This is a genomic window from Pseudomonas sp. GM78, from assembly GCF_000282475.1.
In the GTDB taxonomy this organism is placed as follows: Bacteria; Pseudomonadota; Gammaproteobacteria; order Pseudomonadales; family Pseudomonadaceae; genus Aquipseudomonas.
This window is the reverse complement of the sequence record NZ_AKJF01000004.1, coordinates 1-670: the sequence shown is the minus strand read 5'-3', so window position 1 is coordinate 670 and position 670 is coordinate 1. Positions and strand designations below refer to the sequence as shown.

Below are 670 nucleotides of genomic sequence, written 5' to 3'. Positions count from 1 at the left end.
CTTGGCTTCGCCCCTGCCGTTACGTAGCTGGTGACGACCTTGCGCCCAGTCCTCGAGCCAATCGGCGCGGTACACCTGGTATTGGTCGAACAGATCCGCCAGTCGCTCAGCCAGTTGATAGCGTTTGCGCAAATCGGGGTCATGGGTGAGAAAACGCTGTAGCGGTTCGAAGTGTGGCTGATTGATCAACTGCGGCAGCAGACGCATCAGGCGCCAGGTCAAGGGGGCTTTATCCAGCAGCGATTTGGCGGGAATTTCGTCGCGGCCCAAGACCTTCCGGTAGAGCTGCCACATGAAACTGCCGGGGAGCTGCACGTCGATGGCGGCGGCGATTCCGCAGCCACCCATGTCGTCATCTTCAGCGTCTTCAGCCAGTGCCAGCTTCAGCCATTGCGCGATGCCGTTGCTCTGTACCAGGGCGATTTCATTTTCCAGGGGAGCCAGCGGGTAGCGCCGCATCCAGCTCACCACCAGGCTGCGTAACTCGTCCAGGCGATTGCCGTGAACCACCATAAAACCAGCACTGAGGGACGTTGCGTCCGGCATAAAGGCTTCCTTGGAAAGCGCAAATCGAGGGAGGACTTTAACATTGAAGGCGATTGGCTTCATTTGTAGGAGCGCGCATGCTCCTACACAGGAAAAACGGGCACAAAAACAAAACCCCTACCTG

General features: G+C 58.1%; 1 protein-coding gene. It reads right to left on the bottom strand.

The features are described 5' to 3' along the window. A partial coding sequence (locus PMI35_RS32050) for an exodeoxyribonuclease V subunit gamma (RefSeq protein WP_008054339.1) occupies window positions 1-546 on the bottom strand: 546 nt, incomplete at its 3' end. Window positions 547-670: the final 124 nt, after the last annotated feature.